The sequence below is a fragment of the Stutzerimonas sp. 21-1 genome (assembly GCF_056336065.1).
The window spans coordinates 813286-834957 of record NZ_CM150500.1 but is presented as its reverse complement, the minus strand read 5'-3'; the positions used below and the strand labels follow the sequence as shown (position 1 = coordinate 834957).

The 21672-nt window shown below is 64.6% G+C and carries 19 protein-coding genes; 7 read left to right on the top strand and 12 right to left on the bottom strand.

Annotated elements, in window-relative coordinates; all coding sequences use genetic code 11:
- Positions 1-334 precede the first annotated feature (334 nt).
- From AC0ZJQ_RS04010 to AC0ZJQ_RS03980, 7 genes are all read left to right on the top strand, one after another.
- The gene (locus AC0ZJQ_RS04010; RefSeq protein WP_314019747.1) at positions 335-1150 is read left to right on the top strand and encodes a CbbQ/NirQ/NorQ/GpvN family protein; all 816 of its coding nucleotides are present in this window, start codon (positions 335-337) and stop codon (positions 1148-1150) included.
- Complete coding sequence (locus AC0ZJQ_RS04005) at positions 1134-1721, top strand: cytochrome c oxidase subunit 3 (protein ID WP_003287401.1); 588 nt, start codon at positions 1134-1136, stop codon at positions 1719-1721. The genes AC0ZJQ_RS04010 and AC0ZJQ_RS04005 overlap by 17 nt, the downstream gene beginning before the upstream one ends.
- Before the next feature lie 10 nt (positions 1722-1731).
- The gene (locus tag AC0ZJQ_RS04000; RefSeq protein ID WP_003287403.1) at positions 1732-1989 is read left to right on the top strand and encodes a cytochrome C oxidase subunit IV family protein; all 258 of its coding nucleotides are present in this window, start codon (positions 1732-1734) and stop codon (positions 1987-1989) included.
- 223 nt (positions 1990-2212) lie between these two features.
- Positions 2213-3394: a heme d1 biosynthesis radical SAM protein NirJ gene (gene nirJ, locus AC0ZJQ_RS03995; RefSeq protein WP_155551533.1), complete on the top strand. Its 1182-nt coding sequence runs from the start codon at positions 2213-2215 to the stop codon at positions 3392-3394.
- Between the two features lie 71 nt (positions 3395-3465).
- Complete coding sequence (gene cobA, locus AC0ZJQ_RS03990) at positions 3466-4302, top strand: uroporphyrinogen-III C-methyltransferase (protein WP_155551532.1); 837 nt, start codon at positions 3466-3468, stop codon at positions 4300-4302.
- A complete protein-coding gene (locus tag AC0ZJQ_RS03985; RefSeq protein WP_008567000.1) occupies positions 4293-5816 on the top strand; it encodes a nitrite reductase in 1524 nt (507 codons plus the stop codon). Before cobA ends, AC0ZJQ_RS03985 begins: the two co-directional genes overlap by 10 nt.
- 126 nt (positions 5817-5942) lie before the next feature.
- Entirely contained in the window at positions 5943-6803 is an 861-nt protein-coding gene (locus AC0ZJQ_RS03980; protein ID WP_008567001.1) for a LysR family transcriptional regulator, read from the top strand.
- Positions 6804-6816: 13 nt separating this feature from the next.
- Here AC0ZJQ_RS03980 and AC0ZJQ_RS03975 read toward each other — a convergent pair whose 3' ends face one another.
- The 12 genes from AC0ZJQ_RS03975 to nosR all read right to left on the bottom strand — a co-directional run bounded on the left by AC0ZJQ_RS03975 (position 6817) and on the right by nosR (position 21532).
- Positions 6817-7956, bottom strand: a complete 1140-nt coding sequence (locus AC0ZJQ_RS03975) for an HPP family protein (protein WP_155551531.1) — start codon at positions 7954-7956, stop codon at positions 6817-6819.
- A 92-nt stretch (positions 7957-8048) separates the two neighbouring features.
- Complete coding sequence (gene ccoN, locus AC0ZJQ_RS03970; RefSeq protein WP_008567003.1) at positions 8049-9491, bottom strand: cytochrome-c oxidase, cbb3-type subunit I; 1443 nt, start codon at positions 9489-9491, stop codon at positions 8049-8051.
- Positions 9492-9784: 293 nt separating this feature from the next.
- A complete protein-coding gene (locus tag AC0ZJQ_RS03965) occupies positions 9785-10891 on the bottom strand; it encodes a methyl-accepting chemotaxis protein (RefSeq protein WP_008567004.1) in 1107 nt (368 codons plus the stop codon).
- Positions 10892-10903: 12 nt separating this feature from the next.
- Positions 10904-11647, bottom strand: coding sequence for an SDR family NAD(P)-dependent oxidoreductase (locus tag AC0ZJQ_RS03960; protein WP_008567005.1), 744 nt, complete (start codon positions 11645-11647; stop codon positions 10904-10906).
- A gap of 145 nt (positions 11648-11792) precedes the next feature.
- Positions 11793-12983 carry an NnrS family protein gene (locus AC0ZJQ_RS03955; RefSeq protein ID WP_008567006.1) on the bottom strand — a complete coding sequence of 397 codons (1191 nt, stop codon included), beginning with the start codon at positions 12981-12983 and terminating at the stop codon, positions 11793-11795.
- Between the two features lie 376 nt (positions 12984-13359).
- A complete protein-coding gene (gene tatA, locus AC0ZJQ_RS03950; protein ID WP_177313783.1) occupies positions 13360-13548 on the bottom strand; it encodes a twin-arginine translocase TatA/TatE family subunit in 189 nt (62 codons plus the stop codon).
- 26 nt (positions 13549-13574) lie between these two features.
- Positions 13575-14150, bottom strand: a complete 576-nt coding sequence (locus AC0ZJQ_RS03945; RefSeq protein WP_008567007.1) for a nitrous oxide reductase accessory protein NosL — start codon at positions 14148-14150, stop codon at positions 13575-13577.
- A 22-nt stretch (positions 14151-14172) separates the two neighbouring features.
- Complete coding sequence (locus tag AC0ZJQ_RS03940) at positions 14173-15003, bottom strand: ABC transporter permease (protein ID WP_008567009.1); 831 nt, start codon at positions 15001-15003, stop codon at positions 14173-14175.
- Positions 15000-15926: an ABC transporter ATP-binding protein gene (locus tag AC0ZJQ_RS03935; protein WP_008567011.1), complete on the bottom strand. Its 927-nt coding sequence runs from the start codon at positions 15924-15926 to the stop codon at positions 15000-15002. The genes AC0ZJQ_RS03940 and AC0ZJQ_RS03935 overlap by 4 nt, the downstream gene beginning before the upstream one ends.
- A complete protein-coding gene (locus tag AC0ZJQ_RS03930; protein ID WP_037019317.1) occupies positions 15923-17233 on the bottom strand; it encodes a nitrous oxide reductase family maturation protein NosD in 1311 nt (436 codons plus the stop codon). The genes AC0ZJQ_RS03935 and AC0ZJQ_RS03930 overlap by 4 nt, the downstream gene beginning before the upstream one ends.
- A 133-nt stretch (positions 17234-17366) precedes the next feature.
- Complete coding sequence (nosZ, locus tag AC0ZJQ_RS03925; protein WP_008567013.1) at positions 17367-19280, bottom strand: TAT-dependent nitrous-oxide reductase; 1914 nt, start codon at positions 19278-19280, stop codon at positions 17367-17369.
- 71 nt (positions 19281-19351) lie between these two features.
- On the bottom strand, positions 19352-21532 hold the full coding sequence (nosR, locus tag AC0ZJQ_RS03920) for a transcriptional regulator NosR (protein WP_051018660.1): 2181 nt from the start codon (positions 21530-21532) through the stop codon (positions 19352-19354).
- Between the last annotated feature and the right edge of the window lie 140 nt (positions 21533-21672).

The following is a 21672-nucleotide window of genomic DNA, read 5'->3' as shown; positions in this document are numbered from 1 at the left end:
CCTCTGAATCGCCTCATGCGATTCCTGCTAAGTGACGGCGGTGCGGCAATTCCAGTGATTAATTGGTGCGGTTGCATCCTAGGAGAGCCCAAATCGCCGAGCGCTTGACGGCAATCAAGAGACCCCCCGACACCCCCTAGGCGTGACGCCTTGTCGCGGGGGCGACGATAGCCCGGCATCTGGCGCTGCGAGTAGCAAATGCCTGACCGGCGGCGACCAATTCGAGCGGGGCTTGACCGCGATCAAGCTTTGCCGGCGGATGCCTTGAGGGGCAGCGATGCGGGCGGTAGTTTGTCGTTCGTGATTAACCGACTACCGCAGTGAGGTATTGCCCGTGAATGCGCCCGAAAGACTGACCGTAGTTGCCGACACTCCCGACGCGCCGTTCTATCAGCCCCTGGGCAACGAACAGGCGTTGTTCGAGCAGGCTTGGCAACACGGCATGCCCGTGCTGATCAAGGGACCGACCGGTTGCGGCAAGACCCGCTTCGTGCAGCACATGGCGCATCGTCTGGGATTGCCGCTGTATACCGTGGCCTGCCATGACGACCTCTCCGCCGCCGACCTCGTCGGCCGTCACCTGATCGGCGCGCAAGGCACCTGGTGGCAGGACGGCCCGCTGACCCGGGCAGTGCGTGAAGGCGGCATCTGCTACCTCGATGAAGTGGTCGAGGCACGCCAGGACACCGCCGTGGTGCTGCACCCGCTGGCCGACGACCGCCGCGAGCTGTTCATCGAACGCACCGGCGAGGCGCTCAAGGCCACGCCGGGCTTCATGCTGGTGGTGTCGTACAACCCCGGTTACCAGAATCTGCTCAAGGGCATGAAGCCCAGTACCCGCCAGCGCTTCGTCGCCATGCGCTTCGACTATCCGCCGCAGGCCGAGGAAGAGCGCATCGTCGCCAACGAGGCCCAGGTCGATGCCGCGCTCGCCGCGCAGGTGGTCAAGCTCGGCCAGGCACTGCGCCGGCTCGAGCAGCACGACCTGGAGGAAGTCGCCTCCACGCGCCTGCTGATCTTCACCGCCCGCATGATCCGCTCCGGCATGACGCCGCGTCAGGCCTGCCTGGCCTGTCTCGCCGAGCCGCTGTCGGACGACCCGCAAACCGTCGCCGCGCTTATGGAGGTCGTCGATGTCCACTTCGGCTGAGGTGCTCACGCGCCCGGTTCGGCGGCTGCCGGGCGACCTGGCGATGTGGTTCTTCATCCTCGCCGAGCTGACCGTGTTCGCCCTGCTGATCGTCGCCTTCGCCGTGACCCAGCTGCTCGATCCGGCGATGTTCGCCGAAAGCCGGCAGGCGCTGGACAGCTCCATCGGCCTGGCGCTGACGCTCAGCCTGCTGACCTCGGGGCTGTTCGCCGCGCTGGCGGTCGAGCAGGTACGCGCCGACCGCCAGGGCCGCGCCGGCCTGCTGCTGCTCGCCGCGCTGCTGTCATCCTGCGTCTATGTGGTGCTCAAGCTGAACGAGTACGGGCATCTGGCGTCGCTCGGCCTGGGGCTCGAACACAACCGCTTCTTCACCCTTTACTGGATCCTCACCGGCTTCCATTTCCTGCACGTGCTGCTGGGCATGGTGATCCTCGGCTGGATGGCCGAGCGCTGCCGGCGCCGCGCCTACTCACCGCAACACCACGGTGGGATGGAATCCGGCGTGCTCTACTGGCACATGGTCGATCTGGTCTGGGTGTTGCTGTTCCCGCTGGTGTACGTACTGAACTGACGAGGTAGCCATGTCCGCTTCAAAAGTCCTGGTTGGCTGCTGGCTGGGACTGGCCCTGCTCTCCATCACCACCGTGCTGCTCGGCAGCGCCGGTTCGACCCTGCTGCTCGGCGGCACCATTCTGCTGGTGGCGCTGGGCAAGGCCTGGCTGATCACCGAAGGCTTCATGGAGCTGCGCCACGCGCCGCGCCTGTGGCGCCTGCTGCTGCTCGCCTGGCCGCTGCTGATCGCACTGATCGTCATCCTGCTGATGCTGCGCGGCAACTAGCCACAGCCCCCTGCGCGCCGGCGACAGCGCCGGCGCCAGGCCCTGCCCTCCGCTCTTCCCAACCGCACGTCGCGCCGCCCTGGCGCGGTGGCGGCATATCCGGTCTTTTATTGTTTCTCGTCAAGGATAGGCTCCGGGCGCTCGTTGATCCTGCACCCCATCGAGGCAGGTCACCGCGGGTGGCGTGCCCACGGAGCCCCGCGCTCCCCGAGGAGAAACGCTCATGTTGAGAATCAGCCATTACCTGCGCGCCCTGGCCCGGCCGACCACTCCCGTACTCGGCGCCCGCAGCACTGCTGGCGCGCGCCCGCCGGTGGTGATCTGGAACCTGCTGCGCCGCTGCAACCTGACCTGCAAGCACTGCTACGCCACCTCCGCCGACAGCGAGTTCCGTGACGAGCTGGAAACCGCCGAAGCGTTCAAGGTGATCGACGATCTGCATGCCGCCGGCGTGCGCGTGCTGATCCTCTCCGGCGGCGAGCCGCTGTTGCGCAAGGACATCTTCGAGCTGTCCGACTACGCACGCGACAAAGGCTTCTTCGTTGCGCTGTCGACCAACGGCACGCTGATTGACGAGCGCAACATCGAGCAGATCGTCGCCGCCCGCTATGACTACGTCGGTATCAGCATCGACGGTCTGGAAGCCGTGCACGACGACTGGCGCCAGCTCAAGGGCAGCTTCGCCGCCTCCATGCATGCCATCGACCTGTGCCGGCAGCACGACATTCGCGTCGGCCTGCGCACTACCCTGACGCAGAACAACTACCCGCAACTGCCGGCCATCCTCGAGCTGATGCGCGAGCATGACGTGCAGAAATTCTACCTCTCGCACCTCAACTACAGCGGCCGCGGCAAGCGCAGTCGCAAGGCCGACGCCCATCATCAGATGACCCGCGACGCCATGCGCCAGCTGTTCGAGCAGGCCTGGGACGATGTGCAGAACGGCCGCGAGACCGACTTCGTCAGCGGCAACAACGACGCCGACGCCATCCTGCTGCTGCAGTGGGTCGCAGCCAACCTGCCGCAGCACGCCGCGCGTCTCGAGGGCATGCTGCGCGCCTGGGGCGGCAACGCTTCCGGCAGCGGCATCGCCAACATCGACAACATCGGCGACGTGCACCCGGACACCTACTGGTGGCAGCACACCGTCGGCAACGTACGCAAGCAGAGCTTCCGCGAGATCTGGCTGGACAACCCGCAACCGCTGCTGCAGCAGCTGCGCCAGCATCCGCGCGCCGTCGAAGGCCGCTGCGCCGATTGCCGCTGGCTGTCGATCTGCAACGGCAACACCCGCACCCGCGCCTGGGCCGAGGGCAACCTGTGGGCCGAAGACCCCGGCTGCTACCTGACCGATGAAGAGATCGGCCTACCGACGCCGCAGCGCATTCCCAGCATCGCCATTTGATCCACTACAGCGGCCGCCAAGTGCCGCGTAGCGCCACACCGCAGCCCGATGAGAATTTTTCAGGAGAGCCCATGGACCAGCCAATCACGCTACCCGCCTCGCTGAGCGCCGCGTTCGCCCCCGGCGAAGTCGCCCTGGTCGGTGCCGGCCCGGGCGATCCCGGCCTGCTCACCCTGCGCGCCTGGAGTCTGCTGCAACAGGCCGACGCCGTGGTCTATGACCGTCTGGTCAGCGACGGCCTGCTGGCCCTGCTGCCCGCCGCCTGCAGCCGTCACTACGTCGGCAAGACCAGCGGCTACCACAGCCTGCCGCAGCCGGAAATCAACGCACTGCTGGCCGGGCTGGCGCTGCAGAACAAGCGCGTGGTGCGCCTGAAGGGTGGCGATCCGTTCATCTTCGGCCGTGGCGCCGAGGAGCTGGAATACCTGCTCGAGCGCGGCATCGACTGCCAGGTGGTGCCCGGCATCACCGCCGCCGCCGGCTGCAGCGCCTATGCCGGCATCCCACTGACTCACCGCGATGTCGCCCATTCGTGTCAGTTCATCACCGGTCACCTGCAGGAAAACGGCGAACTGCGCCTGCCCTGGAGCGCCCTGGCCGAAGGCAAGCAGACCCTGGTGTTCTACATGGGCCTGGCCAGCCTTGGCGAAATCTCGCGCAACCTGATTGCCGCCGGCCTGCCGCTGGACACCCCCGCCGCGCTGATCGGCAACGGCACCCGCCAGGATCAGCAGGTGGTGCGCTGCACGCTCAAGCAGCTGCCGAGCATGGCCGATGAAAAACACCTGACGCCGCCGACCCTGACGGTCATCGGTCAGGTGGTCGGGCTGTTCGACGGCCAGCAGGTCGAATACCCGGCGCGCCTGCGCAGTCAAACTTCTCGCGAATCGGAGGCCGTATGCGGCTGATTCCTGCCCTGCTGCTGGCAGCCGCGCTGCCGGCTGCCACCTTCGTCGCACTCGATCTGGCCGTGCCGCGAGCGGCCGCCGCCGAAGCCGCGGATACGGCCCAGGCGCTGTACGAACAACATTGCCAGAGCTGCCACGGCGTCAACCGCCTGGGCGGCGCCGGCCCGGCCCTGCTGCCCGAAAGCCTCGGACGGATCAAGCCGACCGAAGCGCACAAGGTGATCCGCGACGGGCGCCCGGCCAGCCAGATGGCGGCGTTTTCCAGCGTGCTGGACGAAACGCAGATCGCCAGTCTGGTGACCTATCTGTACCAGCCGCCGGCCACCCCGCCGAGCTGGAGCGACGCCGACATCCGCGCCAGCCATCGCATGCTTGCCGACCTGGCCAAGCTGCCCACCACCCCGCAGCACGGCGCCGATCCGCTGAACCTGTTCGTCGTGGTGGAAGCCGGCGACCACCACGTGACCATCCTCGACGGCGACCGCTTCGAGCCGCTGACACGCTTCCAGTCGCATTTCGCCCTGCATGGCGGGCCGAAGTTCTCGCCGGACGGCCGCTTCGTCTACTTCGCCTCGCGTGATGGCTGGATCAGCAAGTACGACCTGCACAACCTGACCAAGATCGCCGAGGTGCGCGCCGGACTGAACACCCGCAACCTGGCAGTCAGCAACGACGGCCGCTGGGTACTGGTGGGCAACTACCTGCCGGGCAATCTGGTGCTGCTCGACGCCCGCGACCTGTCGCTGGTCAAGCACATCCCGGCAGTCGCCGAGGACGGCACCCCGTCGCGGGTCAGCGCCGTCTACACCGCGCCGCCGCGCAACAGCTTCGTGGTCGCCCTGAAGGACGTGAAGGAAGCCTGGGAGCTGTCCTACGCCGGCGAGCCGACCTTCGAGCCGCGGCGGATCAAGGCGAAAGACTTCCTCGACGACTTCTCCTTCACCCCTGACTACAGCCATCTGCTGGCCACCTCGCGTCAGGCCCACGGCGGTCAGGTGATCGAACTGGACAGCGGCCGGGTGGTCACCGACATCCCGCTGCCGGGCATGCCGCACCTGGGCTCGGGCATTTACTGGAAGCGCGACGGCAAGTGGGTATTCGCCACGCCGAACATCAGCAAGGGGCTGATCTCGGTGCTCGATCTGGAAACCTGGAAGCTGATCAAGGAAATCCCCACCCAGGGTCCGGGCTTCTTCATGCGCAGCCAGCAGAACTCGCCCTATGCCTGGACCGACGTGTTCTTCGGTCCGAACAACGATGTCGTGCACCTGATCGACAAGCAGCGCCTGGAAGTCGCCCACACGCTGCGGCCGATGCCCGGCAAGATCGCCGCCCACGTGGAATTCACCAACGACGGTCGCTACGCCCTGCTCAGTGTCTGGGATAAGGACGGCGCCCTGATCGTCTACGACGCCAACACGCTGGAAGAGATCAAGCGCCTGCCGATGAACAAGCCCTCCGGCAAGTACAACGTCGGCAACAAGATCGAATTCGCCGAAGGCACCTCTCACTAACCCCGCTCTGCCGCTCCCCACGCGGAGCGGCACTTTGGGCTGATAGCCTAACGTAGCAACCACAATTCACCACGACCGCTATACAATCTTCAGTCGAATCATTTTTCTTGCACTGAAGGCGCGTTAGTGGATATCGATCTTGCCCGTACCTTTCTTGAGATCATCCGCAGCGGCAGCTTCATCGGTGCCGCCGAACGCATGCATATCACCCAGACGGCGGTGACCGCGCGGGTGCACAACCTCGAAAGCCAGCTGGGCTGCCGCCTGTTCGTGCGCAACCGTGCCGGCGCGCGGCTGACCGACGACGGCGAGCGCTTCGTCGCCTACGCCAACCAACTGGTGCAGACCTGGGAAGCCGCACGGCGCGATCTGCCGCTGTCGCAGGGCGGCGGTAAGCTGCTGACTCTCGGTTCCGAAGTGAGCCTGTGCAATCCGCTGATGCTGGCGTGGGTCCAGCGCCTGCGTCAGAGCCTGCCGAGCCATGCGGTACGGCTGGAGGTCGGCAGTGGCGAGGAGCTGCAGAAGAAGCTCGACCTCGGCGTGCTCGATGCCGCACTGGTGCACCAGCCGGAATACTGGCCGGGCCTGCAGATCGAACAACTGCTGGAGGAAAAGCTGATCCAGGTGGTGCAGGCAGAAAACCCCACACCCTACCTGTATGTCGACTGGGGCCCGGCGTTCCGCAAGCAGCACAACCAGGCGTTGCCCGAGTACACCCGCGCCGCGCTGTCGTTCGGCCTCGGCCCGCTGGCGCTGCAGTATCTGGTGCAGTGCGGCGGGCGCGGCTACTTCCGTACCCGCGTGGTCCAGCGCTATCTGGAGAGCGGCGTTCTCAAGCGGGTGGAGCAGGCGCCGGAGTTTTCCTACCCGATCTATCTGGTCCACGCCCGCGCCAGCGAGTCGCCGGCGCTGGCCAGGGCCATCGAGCTGCTGCGCGAAGTGGCCCGCGACGACTTCGACTGGTCGCGCTGGTACTACGAGATCTGATTGGCGCGCCGGCTCAGTCCGGCAGATGCTTGAGCCAGTTACGGTACAGCGCGGCGATCAGGTCAGTCTGGGTGATCATGCCGATCAGCCGCTGCTGCGCATCGATCACCGGCAGGCAGTGCAGGCCGCGGTCGGAGAGCAGATAGACCAGCTCGACCATGTGCGTATCGGCCGTCACCGACACCACCGGCGACGTCATGATGGCGCGCAGCTTGGTGCCGCGCAGGAAGTTCAACTGGCCGAAGCTGAGCCGCCCCGGCTGCGGGTGGAAGTGCTTGAGCAAATCCACCTGGGTCACGATGCCGACCAGTCGATGATCGTCGCCCTCCACCACCGGCAGCGAGCGCAGCCGATGTGCCTGCAGCGTCTGCCAGGCCTGCTCGATGAAGGTATCCGGGGTGTGCCAGCGCAGATCGCGCGACATCACGTGCGCTGCGGTGATCTCTCCCATGCTGCGGCGCAGCGCGTGCTTCTCGGTCTGCTTGATCAAGCGTTCGAGATCGTCGCGGGTGACGTCGACGTATTCGCCGAACTCCCGCAACGCCTGGTCGACGTCGTCATGGGTGAAGCTCATGCGCTCGCCGGGCGGCAGGTCATGGGTGTGATGGACGTTCTCGCGACTCAACCGCGGCTTCGGATAGGGATGCCCGGTGAGGTTGTTGTAGACCAGCGCAACCGCCACCAGCAGCAATGAATAGAACAGCACCGGGCCGATCAGCGCGAACCCCAGCTGATGCACCTCCGCGCCGCCGACCGTCGCCACCAGCGACAGCGCGATGCTCGGCGGATGCAGACAGCGCAGGGAAAACAGGCAGATCAGCGACAGACAGGCCGCCAGCGCCAGCGAAAGCACACTCGGCAGGCCGCTCATGCCCAGCCCGATACCGATCAGCGCGGCGACCACATTGCCAGCCATCAGCGCCCACGGCTGGGCGAACGGGCTGGACGAGGCGACGAACACCAGCACCGCCGACGCCCCGGCCGGCCCCATGATTTGCAGGGTCAGCGGCGTGCCGACGGTCCAGTAGCCGGCGCAGAACACCAGCGGCATGACCAGGGCAATGCCGAAGGCGGCGCGCAGCCATTCCTTCGGTGAAGCATTCAGGGGAGCGGGGATGAACGAGCGGAACCACAGGCTGAGGGAGTCGTGCATGTTTACTGCTTGGCGGATCGATCGGGGGGCGCCGCGAGGGCGCGCGAATAAAAAAGTCCGTCCTTGGACAGGTGAGGAAAACGGTGAGACGGTCAGCCGGCCACGGTCAGCGGCGGCACGCCGGTCAGTGGCTCTTCGCGCGCAGTGCGCACGGTCAGCCAGGTATTGAACGCCATCAGCAACATGCCAGTGGCGAAGATCGCACCGCCGGTCATGCGTACCAGGTAACCGGGATGGCTGGCTTCCAGTGCCTCGACGAAGGAGTAGGTCAGCGTGCCGTCCTCGTTGACCGCGCGCCACATCAGACCCTGGGTGATGCCGTTGACCCACATCGAGGCGATGTAGAGCACGGTGCCGATGGTCGCCAGCCAGAAGTGCGCGTTGATCAGACCGACGCTGTACATCTGCTCACGACCCCAGAGCCGCGGAATCAGGTGGTACAGCGAGCCGATGGAAATCATCGCCACCCAGCCGAGCGCACCGGCGTGCACGTGGCCGATGGTCCAGTCGGTGTAGTGCGACAGGGCGTTGACGGTCTTGATCGCCATCATCGGGCCTTCGAAGGTGGACATGCCGTAGAAGGCCAGCGAGACGACTAGAAAGCGCAGGATCGGGTCGGTGCGCAACTTATGCCAGGCGCCCGACAGGGTCATCATGCCGTTGATCATGCCGCCCCAGCTCGGTGCCAGCAGGATGATCGACATCGCCATGCCCAGGCTCTGCGCCCAGTCCGGCAGCGCGGTGTAGTGCAGGTGGTGCGGACCGGCCCAGATGTAGATGGAGATGATCGCCCAGAAGTGCACGATCGATAGCCGGTAGGAATAGATCGGACGCCCCGCCTGCTTGGGCACGAAGTAATACATCATGCCGAGAAAGCCCACCGAGAGAATGAAGCCCACCACGCTGTGGCCGTACCACCACTGCACCATCGCGTCAGTCGCGCCGGAGTAAAGCGAGTAGGACTTGAGCAGGCTCACCGGAATCAGCGCGTGGTTGATGATGTGCACCATGCCGGTGACGATGATGAACGCACCGAAGAACCAGTTGCCGACATAGATGTGGCCGATCCGGCGGCGTGCGATGGTGCCGAAGAACAGGTAGGCGTAGAGCACCCAGATCAGCGTGACCCACAGCGCGATCGGCCACTCCATCTCGGCGTATTCCTTGGATGTCGTGTAGCCCAGCGCGTAGGTGACCGGCATCGCCACGCAGGCGGCCTGCCAGCCCCAGAACACCACGCTGGCCAGCCGATCGGAAATCAGCCGGGCGTGACTGGTACGCTGCACGATGTAGAACGACGAGGCGAACAGCGCGCCGCCGCCGAAGGCGAAGATCACCAGATTGGTATGGATGGGCCGCAACCGCCCGAAGCTGGTCCACGGCAGATCGAAGTTCAACTGTGGCCACACCAGTTGCGCCGCGATGAACACCCCAAGACCCATGCCGATTACGCCCCAAAACAGGGTCATCAGGGTGAATTGCCGCACCACGTGGTAGTTGTAGGCGATCGCTTCAGGGTTGTGCTGTTCGCTCATGCTCGCTGGGCGGGCCAGCACGGGCACCGGTGAACGAGCATAGAAATCTGCAGGCGCAACACTTCCAATGGTCGACGGACCGGCACACCGCACTCACTCGCCGCTCCTCCAGGGATTGGTTCATGTTCGGACGCGACGGTGAGTCGCGCAGACAGAATGCCTGAGCATTGTCAGCGGGCAGTTGAATAATCTCTAACGAATAGTATTGCAGGAAGAGTGCAATAAAATTGCACAAACATGCGTTTGGTCATTTTTACGACTGACCAATCGTGCTTCGCAACGCCTCGGCGGAATCAGGCAGCCCGCGTTACGCTTCGCTCGTATTGCTCGATCACGGCGTTGACGATACGCATCACCTCCAGGTTGGCCTCCTCCATCCGCTCCAGATGGCGCAGTGCGTTCTCTAGCGAGTCCTGCCCGAATGCATCGATCGCCGCCTGCCCCTGCGCGTGCACAGCGGTATGTGGCCGCTCGATCTGGGCGAAACAGTCCAGCGCCTGGATGTCCCGATTGCCCTCGCCGTAATACCAGCGTCCGAAGCGGCAATCGCGCTCGCCGGGCAGTTGTGGCGCCTGCTGCGAACGCTCGCCGAGCAGGTGGTTGTAGACCACGAACTTCAGCGACAGCTCGTCGAGGTTGGCCAGCTCGACCCCGGCGCGCAGCGAGGCCGCCGAACTGCTCTCGCGCATCGCGCCGGCCAGCTGATGCAGGGTGCGCATTGCCCCGACCGCATCCTCGGTGGTACGGCTGAAGCCCTGCGCATGAGTGCCCTGCAGCTGGATGTAGTCGTGCACGTTGCGAATCTCGGCCTGCACCTCGCCGATCTTGCGCACGATGTCGTCGGTCGCCAGCGCGGTTTTTTCCGCCAGGCTACGGATTTCCCCGGCGACCACCGCAAAGCCGCGCCCCGCCTCGCCGGCACGCGCCGCCTCGATGGCCGCGTTGAGCGCCAGCAGGTTGGTCTGACTGGCGATGCCGCTGATCAGATCAACGATGCCATTGATCTCCTGCGAGCGCTCGGCCAGGGTATCGACCTTGCGCGACGCCAGGTCCAGACCGCTTTCCATCTCCGCGGCGCGGCCCTGCAGCTCGCCGAAGTGCTTCTGGTTGCTCAGCGCTGCGGCCGCAACTTCACCAGCGCGCCCCTTGTTCTCGCCCAGCTGGCCGGTGAGGAACTCGAAGGATTCGCTCAGGTGCGCAACCGACACACTGAAGCGCGTCAGGCTGGCGGACACGCCGCGGTAATAGTCAAGCTGGCGCTGGCCACCCCGGCTGGCGGATTCGGCCTGCTGCAGCTGCTGCTCCAGCCCGGCGATGCGCGCGGCCTGCTCGGCATGGCTGGCGCGCAGTGCGTCCAGCTCCTGTTGCAGGCGTAGCGCCGCCTTATTCTTGAACCACATAGGGTCACCCCTTCAGCTGACGGTGTAGCCGTTGTCGACCACCCAATCCTGACCATAAACGCCACGCGCGCCCTGCGAGAGCTGGAACAGGATCACGTTGGCAACGGCCGAGGACTCGAGGAAATGCCCCGGCAGCAGGCGCTTGGTGACGCTTTCGGCGACCTCGTCGAGCTGCTCGTCGGTCAACCCGAGGCTGCCCCAGATCGCGGTCGCGGTCGGCCCGGGCGAAACCATGTTGATGCGCACATCCAGCGGCGCGAACTCCACCGCCAGGGTCCGCGCCTGCGCGCCCAATGCCGCCTTGCTGGCGATATAGGCCGCCAGCCCCGGGAAGGCCGAACGGGTGAGGAAGGTACCGATGAAGACCACCGAGGCCGGCTTGGCCAGCTCGCCGCGGAGTGCATTCAGGGTATTCAGCGCACCTGCACCGTTGACCGCCCACTGGCGGTCGAACGCTGGCATGTCCAGTCCGCAGGCCAGCTCGGCAATGCCGGCGTTGGGCACCAGATAGCTGACCGGCCCCATTTCCGCGGCCCGCCGGCACAATGCCTGCAGGTCGTCGGCACGGGTCACGTCACCCTGCAGCCAGACCAGCTGATCGGGGTAGGACTGCAGCAGCGGCTCGAGCCCACCCAGCGTGCGCGACATCGCCAGTACCCGCGCACCGCGCTGCAGCAACGCGGCGCACAGCGCCAGACCGATACCGGAACTGGCACCGGTGATCACCGCCAGACGATCGAGGAATTCGCTTTTCATCGTTTACTCCATTGCCCGGCGCGGCCGAGCCCACGGCTGCCGGCACGGCGGCCGACAGCGGATTGGTGCCTCAGAAGGAAAGACGGCCATCGCTCGCTCAGCCCGTCCTCCGTGGCGCCGGCAAAATCGCCGACGTCGGTGAAAATCAGCCCGGATGGCCATCGACCCGCGCCCTCACCAGCATCGGTGCGTAGCGCCAGGCGTAGATGAGGAAGGCCAGCGTCCAGCACAGCGCCGCGAGCCAGAGTCCGGCGACCGGCCAGACCGCCGCGAGAAACACCCGCGCCAGCGTACCCAGATTGAACAGTACGAAGGCGGCGACGACTCCCGTCGGCGGCTGCAGCGGTCGGCCGGTATGCCCCAGGGTGACCCGCGCGATCATCGCCAGGATCAGGCCGCTCATGGAGCCGACGCTCAGCGCGTGCAACGCCGGACTGGCATTGACCAGCAGGCCGAAATGCCAGAGCGCCAGACCGAACGCTGCCACCACCAGCCAGAGCATCGCCAGATGCAACGACCACAGCAGCGCGACGCCCCAGATCCCTTTGTCGTACCAGCGCGCCAGACGTAGCAGGTGTCCGGCACCGACCAGGGCGAACAGCAGCCCCAGCAGCGGATGCGCCTGCAGCCCCAGTCCCAGCGCGTAGAGAATCGCGATCAGCGCTGTGCCGACCAGCAAGGCGATATCCAGCCAGACCCACGGCTTGATCGCCTCGACCCAGCCCAGACCACGCTGGGTGAAGAACGGGATCACCCGTCCGCCGATCAGCGCCATCAGCGCGGCCACCAGCCACAGCCCGGCCCACACGCCCTGGCGTTGCAGACCATCATCGCCCTGCAGCAGCCCCACCAGCACCAGCACGTCGGCTGCGATCATCAGCGACAGCACCGCCACGATCGGGTAATTGCGCTTCTGCCGCACCGCCCAAAGCATCTGCGCCATCAGCAGCGCGACGGCGAGCGGAAACAGCAGTTCCAGCGGCACCAGCAACGCCAGCGGCAAACCGAACAGCCAGCCCAGACGCGCCGCCAGCCAGACCAGCGCCAACGCCATCAACCGGTTGCCGGAAGGCGCGACCTGGCCGGTCCATGTCTGTACCGCGGTGAGCAGAAAACCGGCCACGATGGCCATCGCAAAGCCGAACAGCATTTCGTGGCGATGCCAGGCGAGCCAGCCGCCGGTGGGTTGCAGGCCCGGCCATAAGCCGGTCCAGGCGGCGACCCAGAGCGGAACTGCCAGCAGCGCGTAGACGCTGCCGGCGAGAAAGAACGGGCGAAACGCGAGCCTCCAGATGGGCGGGATACTCAGGGCTTTTCGCCGATCGATAACTTGCACGGAAGGCCTCCAGATCGTTCTCATGCCCGGCAGATGCGCCTGGATGGTGCAAGCTGACCGGAACCATGTGCGCTCCCACGACATCTGGAGCCAGGGTTACTTTCTACAGGTTAGAAGCCCTCGACAGACTTGATTGCAATCAGCTTTTTTCCGGACGGTCGGAAATCCCCCACCGCGCCGGTGACTGAGACGGCGACGCTGTAGGCGGAACGGGAGCAGATCGAAGAGGAATCGTGTCGCGGCGGCTAATCCCGCACGCGGATCACCGCGAGGCGTTGCGCGGCGCAGCGAAGATGCCCGCAGGTGCTGCGGGGGAACGGGAGGAATCGCCTGGCCCGAAACAGGCCAGGCGATGACGGGTCCAGACGCGCTGGTCTCAGACCCGATTGGCGTCCTGCTTAATCGCCTCGGTCGACGAGGCGCTATCGGTGTCGTTGATCGACTTGCGGAACCCGCTGATCGCACTGCCCAGATCGGCGCCCAGGCCGCGCAGGCGCTTGGTGCCAAACAGCATGACGACGATCAGGAGGATGATCAGGAGTTGCCAGATGCTGATACCCATAATTAGCTCACCTCGTTGGATTGTCGCGGTCAGTGACCGGCGTGTGCGTTGTCGTGTTGCGCTGGCGCGTGCTCATCGTGCATCGCCCCGTGCTGCATGCTCGCGGCCTCCTGCAGCAGGGCCTGGTCGATCTGCTCGAAGCGCAGCACGCGACCGCCATGCTCGGCCGCAAGTTTCTGCGCAGCCGCCTCGTCGGAGAAGGTCGCCAGCGACGCGCCCATCGCGCCTTTGAGCGAAGTACCGATCACGTAATAGGCGCTGGTCGCGTCGATCAGGTAGGCGTCGTCCGGGTGCTCCCACTGGCTCTTGCCCATGTCGTGCACGTACAGCTTGGCATCGAGCAGCTTGTTCTCGGGCTGCAGCCACCAGCCGAGCATCTCGGCGGTGGAACAGAATTTCTTCACGCCGCCCTTCTCCACCGCCTGGCCTTTCGGCCCGGGGAAATCGCTGATGACCATGCCGCATACGTGGCATTCGTCATTCTCGTGGAAGGCCACCGGATCGAGCGTCTGCTTGACCTCTTCCTTTTCACCGCAGGCGGCCAGCCCCAGGCCTAGGGCCAGCAGCAACAGCGCGCGAATACCGTGATGATAAAGCCGATTCATAGAGACTCCTTGTAAGTTGGGATCAGGTCAGACGCCGACGGAACATGCCATAGGCCAGCAGCAGCGAGGCGCCGACCCATGCCAGCAGGCACAGCCAGAGCACCGCGCCGGGAACCGGCAGATCGCTGCCCAGCGACAGCACGCCCATCGCGCTGCCGGCACCCTCGAAGCCCGACAGGTTGATCAGGCGATAGATGTCCGTGGGGTTGAGCAGCAGCAGCCAGGGCAGCAGTTCAGGGCTGAACTTGCCCTCGCTGAGCACCAGCAGCGCCAGCAGCACGAGGTCGAAGACCAGCACGAAGAGGAACCAGACGCCCAGCGCCAGCCCGGCCGCGCTGGACTTCTCGCTGACCTTGCTGCTGAGCACGTAGGCCAGGGCGAGGAACACCCAGCCGAGCAGCGTCGAGGAGATCATGAAGCGGCCGAACGCCCAGAGCAGCAGGCCCAGTTCGATGTCCTCGACCAGCAGGGCAATCGCCAGTGCCGCGCAGCCGAAGCCGATCAGCACCGCCAGGGCTAGGATCAGCCCATGGCCAACGAATTTACCGAGCAGGATCTGCCCACGGCCGAGCGGATAGGTCAGCAGCAGCATCAGCGTGCCGCCTTCGTCCTCACCGACGATCGCGTCATAGGCCAGCAGCAGCGCGATCAGCGGCATCAGGAAAGTGGCCAGGCTGGCCAGGCTGGCGATGGTCGCCGGGATCGAGGTGAACCCCAGCTGCCCGGACGCCGCGGCGCCAAGCCAGGCGATGCCCACCGCGAGTACGGCGAACAGCAGGCTGATGGCGAGCAACCAGCGGTTGCGCAGGCCGTCGCTGAGTTCCTTGCGGGCGATATTCCAGATCTGGTTCATGCTCGGCCCTCCTGGGTGCGTACATCGCCGGCGCGTTCCATGTAGTAACGGTACAGGTCTTCCAGCGAGGGCTGGTGGATCTCGATGTCCTCCGGCTCGCCTTCGCCGAGCAGCTCGCGCAGCAGCACCAACTTGTGGCCGTTGACCGCGACCACTTCGATGCTGGTCTCGCTCAGCGCCCGCGCACTATGGCCCGCATCGCTCCAGCGCTGCCGCCAGTGCTCGCTGCTGCCGATGCCGCTGGCGCGGATGCGCACCGGCAGGCCGGCTTCGGCCCGCAACTGGGCCAGGCTGCCGACCGCCTGCAGGCGGCCCTTGGCGAGGATCGCCGCACGGTTGATGTGCGATTCGACCCCCGGCAGCACGTGGGAGCAGAGGATGACGCTGGTGCCGCCCTGGCGCAGGCGGTCGATCAGCAGATACAGCTCCTGCGTGGCGATCGGGTCGAGGCCGACCGTCGGCTCGTCGAGCAGCAGCAGGCGCGGCTGGCCGAGCACTGCCTGGGCCAGGCCGAGACGCTGGCGCATGCCCTTGGAATAGGTTTTCACCCGCCGATCGGCGGCATGGGCGAGGCCGACCTGCTCGAGCAGATCGTCGACCTGACCCAGCGGCGTGCTCTTCAGCCGGGCGAAATGGCGCAGGGTTTCGCGGCCGGTCAACTGCGGGTAGAAGGTCACGTTTTCCGGCAGATAGCCCATCTGGCGACGCACGTCGGTGGTGCGCGGATCGCGGCCGAGCACCCGCACCTGCCCCTCGCTGGCCTGCAGAAGGCCGAGGATCAGCTTCATGCTGGTGGTCTTGCCGGCGCCGTTGTGGCCGAACAGGCCCAGCACTTCGCCCTCGCCGAGGGTCAGGTTCAAATCGTGCAACACCGTCATGCTGCCGTAACGCTGGCTGACGCCCTGGATCTCTACCGCATTCATGAGGACGGCTCCTGCGTGGTGTTCATCAGTTTCTTGGTCGGCAGATGCATCAACGGATGGCTATCCTGCACCCCCGGCGACTTGACCACCGGGAAGGCGCGCTGCACCCAGCGCAGCACCTCGATGCTGGGGCTGTTCATCAGCAGCCGCACCTGCGGATACATCCACAGCAGGCGGTCGACGTTGTCGTTGGGCTCGTAGGGCACGTCGCCCAGGCCATCCTCGTTGCGATCCCAGCCCAGGTAGTCGCTCCAGTAGTTGCCACGCCCGTCCACCGACCATTCCTGGGTACGGGTGGCGACGTACTTGACCTGTTGCTCGTTGCCGACGAAGGCATTGGTGCTGATCTTGTTGTCCTCCGAGCCCGCGGTCAGGTGAATCCCCAGATTGCTGTGCTCGAAGTGGTTGTTCTCGATGGTGTTGAACAGCGAGTTGTAGATGAACAGCGCCTTGCCTTCGCCGCCGCTGATCATGCTGTCGCCACCGGTATCGCCACGCTGCACGTCGCTGACGAAGTTGTCTTTCAGCGTCGAGTAGGTGATGTAGTTCATCAGGATGCCGTAGTTCTGATCCTGTTCGGAGCGGTTGCCAGTCACTACCAACTTGCGGCTCTGCATCAGCGCATAGCCGGTACGGGTGCGCCGCGTTATGTTGCCGATCACGCTGTTGTCGTTGGCGAACATGTAGTGCACGCCGTAACGCAGGTCCTCGAGAACATTGCCCTCCAGATGGTTGCCATTGGACGTATCGATATAGATACCGTCGCGCGTGTCGCGGACGTGATTGCCGACAACCTCTGCGCCATGCACCGCATACAGATGGATACCGTTGCCGCGATCCTGGGAACGCACGCTGGGGTCACCGACGATGCGGTTACCGACGATTCTCACATCCTGCGTCCCGTCGGCCCAGATGCCGAAACCGGCGCCTTCGAGACGGTTGTCCTTGATCTGCGCGCCACGCGCGTTGCGCTCGATGAACACGGCCGAGTTCATCGCGGTGAGATCGCGCCCCCAATCGAGAAGCGTGCAGCCTTCGACCGTGACGTCGGACGCTCTGATGTTCAGCGCATTGCCTTCGCCCTGCGCCCGAATCACCGCACCAGGTTCGCAGCGCAGGTGCATCGGCTGGTCTATGCGGAACTGCCCGGCGTATTCGCCGGCCGGAAGCCGCCAGAGGTTTTCACCCTCCGCCTGTAACGGCAGAGCGGTGATGGGTTGCGGCGCCGCCTGAGCCACGCCACCGAATAGGAGAAAAATGCAGAGTGCCCACGGAGAGAGCACATCGACAGCCTGAGATCTGAGCACGACAGTTACCTTATTCAGCGTCCAGGCAGATTGCGGGTGTTTCTCAGTGCCGGCAAGGGTGCCGGAACAAATCTAAGGAAAGGTTATTGCAGGAGTTCCTGCCCGACCGGAAGGGTCGGGCAGGAAGTTCGGCTTACGCCGGCTCGACCATCATGCGGCCGACCATCTCCATGTGCAGCGCGTGGCAGAACCAGCTGCAGTAGTACCAGTGCAGACCGGGCTTGTCGGCCACAAAGGTAATGGAAGAGGTCTGCTGCGGGCTGATCTCCATGCTCACACCGTGGTTGACCATGACGAAGCCGTGGGACACGTCCTCGATCTGGTCGATGTTGGTGATGGTCACGGTGACTTCATCGCCCTGCTTGACGGTGAACTCGTTGATGCCATACGCCGGCGCCATCGAGGTCATGTACACGCGCACCTTGTTGCCGTCGCGGATGACCTTGTTGTCGGCGGTCAGGTTGATGCCGTCCTTCTCGGCGCGCTTCACGGTTTCCGCGAAGAACGGATCGTTGCGGTCCCAGATCTTCTTGGTCTTGATCTGGTCGCGGCGAGCCATGATGCAGTCGTGCGGTTCGGCGAAGGTCGGGCCGTCGTGCATCAGCTTCATCTCGTCGCCGGAGATGTCGATCAGCTGATCGTTCTCCGGGTGCAGCGGGCCGGTTGGCAGGAAGCGGTCCTTGGAGAACTTCGACAGCACGACGACCCACTTGCCGTCCGCGTCGCGCGTTTCGCACAGCGAGGCGTGGTTGTGGCCCGGCTGATAGTGCACGTCGAGCTTCTGCTTGATGTAGTTGACCTTCTCGCCCTTGTAGGCGCGACGGGCTTCCTCCATGTTCCACTTGACCAGCTGGCTGTCGATGAACAGCGTGGTGTAGGCGTTGCCGCGGCCGTCGAAGGTAGTGTGCAGCGGGCCAAGGCCCAGCTCCGGCTCGCCGACAACAACGTCACGCGGGTCCTTGAGCTTGCCGGCGAACAGGTCAGGCAGCATGTCGATGGCGATCATCGAGCAGGTCGGCGACAGCTTGCCGTTGGCGATGAAGTACTTGCCGTCCGGCGAGGTGTTGCAGCCGTGCGGGTTCTTCGGCACCGGAATGTAGCGGGTGAACTCGCTGTCCTTTTCGCCCTTCTTGCGGCCGTCGAGGACCGGCACCTTGGAGTCGCCGAGAGTGATGAACTTGCCAGCCTTGACGGCTTTCTCAGCCGCGTGGATGTCGAACACCACGACCCAGTCGCGCTCGTTGCGCATCATGCCGCCCAGATCGAAGGCCTTCTCCGAGTTGTAGCAGGTGGAGGCGGCGAAGCGGCCGGTGTAGTCAGCGTCGGTGTTATCGAGGTTGCCGTCGACGATGATCTGGAACGCCATTTCCATCTTCTCGGCGTCGATCACGTTGTACATGGTGTAACTGTTTTCGTCCTGCAGATCGAACACCTTGCCATCGTTCGGGTGCGGAATGACGAACTCGGCATTGGCGAAGACGTACTTGGTGTGCGGCACCTTCTGCAGGCGCAGGCCGTGAATGGCCTGGCAGTTCGGCACGGTCAGGATCTTGTCGCACTTCATGATATCCAGACGGATACGCGCGACGCGGGTGTTGGCCTTGTCGTTGATGAACAGGTACTTACCGTCGTACTTGCCGTCGGTCATCGAGATGTGCGGGTGGTGGCAGTCGCCGTTGAGGAACTTGGCGCTGTCACCCAGCACCGCCTTACTCTCATTGGTCAGGCCCCAGCCGGTAGCCGAGTCGACGTTGAATACCGGGATGCGCATCAGCTCGCGCATCGACGGCACGCCCAGTACGCGCACTTCGCCCTGGTGGCCGCCGCTCCAGAAGCCATAGTACTCGTCCAGCTCGCCCGGTCCGACGTGGATCTTGGACTGGGCGTCCTTGACTGCCGCCGCGAAGGACTCGCGGGTCATGACGGAAGTACCCAGAGCGGTGGCGGCAACAGCCGCACCGGTCATGGCGGTTGCGCCGAGGAAGCCACGGCGGCTCAGACCACCCTTCTCCAGCGTTTCGGGATTGTTCTTGCTCTTGTCACTCATGGGGGTGTTGCTCCTTATCGCTTAACACAGATCAGACGATCAGTTCCGAACGGCTCGCCCGCAGACGACGCTCAGGGTTCCACCACTTCAACTACAGGGATCATTTCCGGCCCGACCGGGGCCTTCTTGTCACGCTTCCTGCGCTTGTTCTTGTTCACCAACGGAGGACACTTGTTCTCGTTGTGGTAGGTCATCTGGCAGTCCAGACAGTAGTGGCACTCGTTGTGGTTGATGTGCCCATCCGGATGAATCGCCTGCACCTCGCATTCATTGGCGCAGATCTGGCAGGGGTTGCCGCACTCCTTGCGCCGCTTGAGCCAGTCGAACAGGCGGAAGCGACCGGTGATCGCCAGCCCCGCGCCCAGCGGGCAGATGTAGCGGCAGTAGACCTTGCGGGTGAAGATGTTCACCACCAGCAGCACCACTGCGTAGAGCACGAACCACCACTGGCGGTCGAACTTGAGCGTGATAGCGGTCTTGAACGGCTCCACCTCGGCGGCCTTCTCCGCCATCATCATCGACTCGAGCGAGATACCGAACAGCACCAGCAGGACGATGTACTTGATCGCCCAGAGCCGCTCGTGCACCGCGAAGGGCACGTCGTACTGCGGAATCTTCAGCTTGCGCGCAGCCTCGTTGATCAGCTCCTGCAGGGCGCCGAACGGGCACAGCCAGCCACAGAACACGCCGCGCCCCCAGAGCAGGATGCTCGCCGCGGTGAACACCCAGAGGATGAAGATCACCGGGTCGGTAAGGAACAGTTCCCAGCGGAAGTCCTGGACCAGCGCATGGACGAAGGTCAGCACGTTGACCACCGACAGCTGTCCCAGCGCGTACCAGCCGATGAACACCACGGTGAACACCAGGTAGCCGTGACGCAGCCGCTTGAGGAAGGTCGGGTGCTTGGTCAGCTTGTCCTGCAGGAACAGGATCACCGTCAGCAGGCCCAGCGCGACGAGGATCACGCCGATCTGGAAGCTTTTCTGGTACCAGATGTTGACCCACATCGGCCGATTGGCTTCTTCGATAATGGCGAGTTCTTCGGCGGTCGGTTGCGGACGCTCGATGTATTCCTCGGGAATCTGATACGGCAGCTCGAAGCTGGTGAAGATGCCGTCGACCGGGCCGGTCTGACGCCGCACCAGCAGCTCCAGCGTCCACGGCGTACCCGGATCGAAGCCGGTCTTCTCGCGGATGATGAAGATCGCCATCTCCTTGAACTCTGGAATGCCTTCGGCGTACACGTCGTTGAGCCGCTGGAAGTCCAGATCGCGGAAGCTGATGATGTTGCCGAACTGGCGCACCTGCACCCGATCGAAGATGCCGCCGCGCACGTAGCCCGAGCCCTTGAACGAGTATTCGCCGCTGCCGAGCACGGCAATCGCGTGCTCGCCCGGCTTGAGTTCTTCCATGAGGAAGCGGTACTGGTTGTCGCCCAGCAGATTGCGACCGATGGTCGGCGGATTCAGAGGCGCGGCGTAGAGATCGATGAACGTCTCGTCGAGCTCCTCGGCCGGCGCCTCGTCGATGCCTTCGGCTGCGGTGCCCTTGAAGGCCTCGTTGATCTGGCCATTGGTCAGGTGCAGCCGACGGATGGCGCCGTTGCCGGTCAGCTCAGCCCAACTGGCCGGCTTATAGACATCCGCGCGCACCAGCGCAGGCTTCTGCCGCGCCTCGAGGTTGTCTTTGACCAGACCGAGCGACGCGGCAACCTTGTGGGCCGAGCCCATGATGATCTCGTTGACCACCATCACGGTCACCGTAGCGCCGGTCACCGCGTCGACCGTCACCGCGTTCTTATCGCTGGAACGCCCCACTACCACGCGCTGGTCGGCCTTGATGCCGGCGTACTTCAGGTCGAAGTCGTGCAGTTTCTGCTCTGGAATGCCGATCAGCAGGATCGGCTCGTGGTGCTCGAGCACGTAGGCGTCGACGATCACGCCCTGCGGATCGAGCAGCACCTGCATGTTGATTGGCTTGCCGGAGTAGGCAGGGATCTGGGTGACGTTGATGCTCTGGTAGGCGTAGCCATAGACGGTGCCCACACCGTCGGCGAGCGTTCGCACCTGATACTCGCCTTCCGGCTCGGAGATGTGGGTAGCTTTCGGGAAAAACTGCTCGATTCGCTGTTGCTCAACGGCGTAGTCCTTGGCCTGCGCCTGAACGGCACAGAGAGCCACGGCAAGGAGCACTACGAGACCGTTCCCCCATGAGCGCAGCAGGCTGCGAAAAGAAAAGCAATGGGGTTTCATAGAGTTACCTTACTTCCACGGCGGGATGTGCCGCGCATAGTAGGGGAGTCAAGCATCTCCGCCCCTTGATTGCAATCAAGCCTGGGCAGGCCATCACGGATTCCATTGAGCCATGTCAACAAGTGCCTCGACAGGCGAAC